Raw genomic sequence first — 2,893 nt, forward strand, 5'->3', positions numbered from 1 at the left:
GGACGCCGCCAAGACCGGCGCACCGGCGGCGATCGTGGTCCGCGTGGACCTCGACCAGCTGGCCACGCTCGCCGGCTGCGGCGAGACCGACGGTGGAATCCGCGTACCCGTGCCCCAGGCGCTGGCCATGGCCCGTGGCAACCACTGGTTCCTGGCCCTGTGCGACAAGGAGATCGACCTGCGACTGTTCCGCAGTCGCCGCACCGCCTCCCGCTACCAACGCCTGGCCCTGTTCGCTGCCTACGGAGGCTGCACACACCCCGACTGCGACCAGGACGCCCGACACTGCGAAGCCCACCACGCGGGCAGACCCTGGGCCGCCGGAGGCCTCACCAATATCGACGAACTCGCCCTGGCCAGCGGCGACTGCCACGCGATGATCCACGACACCGGCTGGTCCACCACCCCCGACTCGCGCGCGCCCCAGGGCGTCAGGTGGATCCCACCCGCCGGAACCTCCCGCGCGGCCGACCCGCCGCGGCCCAAACCCGGACCACCACCGCCCACACCGCTGGAAGCGCCGATACTCCCGTTCGCGCTCCTCCACGACCTCGACGCCGCGATCACTCGACGCCATGACGCAGTCCGGGAGGCGGCGTGATGACGCCCGGCGTGGGTGGGTCAGATGGGCAGCGTGGTGTTCGAGATGGCGAAGTCGCGCAGCCAGTCGATGAACAGCGCCCACCCGCCGGACAGCAGCAGCAGACCCACGATGATGAGCATGACTCCGCCGAAAACCTGAATGGTCCGGGTGTGCTTCTGCAGCCAGCCGACGGTCCGCATCGCCCAGGTGGAGCCGAACGCCACGATGATGAACGGAAGGCCCAGGCCGAGGCAGTAGGCGACGATCAGCAGCACTCCGCGCGCCGCGTCGACCCCGGTGCCCGCGGCGACCGAGAGCGCGGCAGCCAGGGTCGGACCCAGACACGGGGTCCAACCCAGGGCGAACACGGCGCCGAGCATCGGGGCGCCGATCCAGGTGGACAGCGACTTGGGCTGCATGCGGGTGTCCCGCTGCAGGGTGGGAACGAGGCCGATGAAGACGAGCCCCATGAGGATCGTCACCACGCCCCCGAGACGCTGCAGCAGTTCCTGCTGGGGTGCCAGGTACTGCACTGTGCCCAGCACCATGGCGCTGAGCATCACGAAGACCACGGTGAACCCGCCCACGAACAACAGCGACGCGCCCACCACTCGGGCTCGCGAGGACCGTCGGGTGCGGCGCTCCTCCATCGTCAGCGTGGCGGTGGCGGCCCGCTGTCGTTCGGCGGCGGCAGCGGTAGCCGGCGGACGCTCGGCGCCCACGACGCTGGCGAGGTATGCCAGATAACCGGGCACCAGCGGGATGACGCACGGCGAGGCGAACGACACGAGTCCCGCCAGGATGCACGCGCCCAGAGCCAGCAGGATCGGGCCACTGGCGACGGTCTGCTGGAACGTCTCCCCCACACTCTGTGCGAGCAGGATCGTCTCCGGGTTCACGTCTGGTCGACCTCCTCGGCGAGGAGCTCGCCGACGGTCTCGCGCAGCTCGTCGTCGGTGATCTCGGCCAGGTACACGGCGGCCACCCGGTGCTGCTTGTCGAGGATGATCGTCGCCGGCACCACGGACGTCGGGAAGCCTCGCAGCGCGGCGACCGCGGCGTTACTGGGATCCCAGATCGAGGGGAACGTGATGCCGTTGTCCTTGACGAAGTCCACCGGCTTCTGCCGGTTGGGGTCGCGCAGGTTGATGCCGAACACGGTGGCACCCTGGGGCTCGAATTCCTCCTGCAGGCGCTGCAGGTCGTCGGACTCGGCCCGGCACGGTCCGCACCACTGGCCCCACAGGTTGAGGATCACCACCTCGCCGGCGAAGTCCTCCTGCACGGTGAGGGTGCGGTCCGGGTCGAGCAGGTCGGGGCCGGTGAGCGTGGCGACGGGCTTGCGCTCGGCCGGGGGGTCGTAGTGGATCTCGATCTGCCCGTCGGGGCTGACGAACTCGAACGTCTCCGGGCCCACCACCACGGCGTCGTCGCCGGTCGCACAGCCGCCGACGAGGGCGCCGGTCACCAGCAGCGCGACGAGGGCGGCCTTGGGTTTGCGCATGATTCAGGCTCCAGTCTGCGACGGGTCGGATGCCCCCGCCGGTTCCGAATAGACGATGTCGCGCAGTGTCGTGCCCTCGAACACCAGCGAGGTGATCGAGGCCAGCGAGCACTGCCGCTTGCGCGGGTCGTGCCACAGGCGCCGCCCCTCGAGGAAGCGGCGTGTGGTGTAGACCGGCAGCTGGTGACTCACCAGGACGGCCTCGTGACCGCGGGCGGTGTCGAGGGTGGAGTACACGGCGCCGATCATGCGGTGCGCGATCTGCAGGTAGGGCTCACCCCACGACGGCCGCATCGGGTTGAGCAGGATCGGCCAGTACTGCGGGTCGCGCAGGGCGCCGCCGGGGCCGCCCACCTTGCGCCCCTCGAAGCGGTTGTCTGCTTCGATGATGTCGGCGTCGATCCCCACCGGAAGGCCCAGTGCCTCGGCGAGAGGGGCCGCGGTCTCCTGCGCACGCTGCAGCGGCGAGGCGACGATCGACACGATGTCGTGCCCCTGTCCCAGCACCCGGCCGACGGTCTCGGCCTGGCTCCGCCCCAGCTCGGACAGTCGGAACTCGGGCAGCCGCCCGTAGAGGATGCCCTCGGGATTGTGGACCTCACCGTGACGCGCCAGGTGCACGATCGTCTGCGTCTCGCCGGCGCGAGCCGAGGTGTCATGAGGGGTCGACGACGACGAGACCGGCTGCCCCGGAGCGGCGATCGTCCCCGGCTCGGCCCCGTAGGCCGCGGACCCCTCCGGCTGCGACTCGAGGGGAGGCACAGCCGGGGCCGCGGTGGCCCCGGACCCGCCCAGCGACGGCGGCG

The 2,893-nt window shown here is 70.9% G+C and carries 4 protein-coding genes; 1 reads left to right on the top strand and 3 read right to left on the bottom strand.

The annotated features are described in order from the left end of the window. A partial coding sequence (locus G6023_RS12565; protein WP_182635806.1) for an HNH endonuclease signature motif containing protein occupies positions 1-601 on the top strand: 601 nt, incomplete at its 5' end. Positions 602-621: 20 nt separating this feature from the next. Here the strand turns inward: G6023_RS12565 and G6023_RS12570 are convergent. From G6023_RS12570 to G6023_RS12580, 3 genes are all read right to left on the bottom strand, one after another. Continuing rightward, positions 622-1,482 (bottom strand): cytochrome c biogenesis CcdA family protein, encoded by an 861-nt coding sequence (locus G6023_RS12570; RefSeq protein ID WP_182635808.1) that lies wholly within the window; start codon positions 1,480-1,482, stop codon positions 622-624. Beyond that, on the bottom strand, positions 1,479-2,087 hold the full coding sequence (locus tag G6023_RS12575) for a TlpA disulfide reductase family protein (RefSeq protein ID WP_182635810.1): 609 nt from the start codon (positions 2,085-2,087) through the stop codon (positions 1,479-1,481). Before G6023_RS12575 ends, G6023_RS12570 begins: the two co-directional genes overlap by 4 nt. A gap of 3 nt (positions 2,088-2,090) precedes the next feature. Beyond that, the coding region (locus G6023_RS12580) for a histidine phosphatase family protein (protein ID WP_472986440.1) at positions 2,091-2,893 on the bottom strand (803 nt) is incomplete at its 5' end.

Source organism: Dietzia sp. DQ11-71 (genome assembly GCF_014144995.1).
GTDB lineage: Bacteria > Actinomycetota > Actinomycetes > Mycobacteriales > Mycobacteriaceae > Dietzia > Dietzia kunjamensis.

Excerpts from the sequence above, each read along its gene's own strand:
- G6023_RS12575 (WP_182635810.1), bottom strand. The coding sequence starts at position 2,087 with ATGCGCAAACCCAAGGCCGCCCTCGTCGCGCTGCTGGTGACCGGCGCC.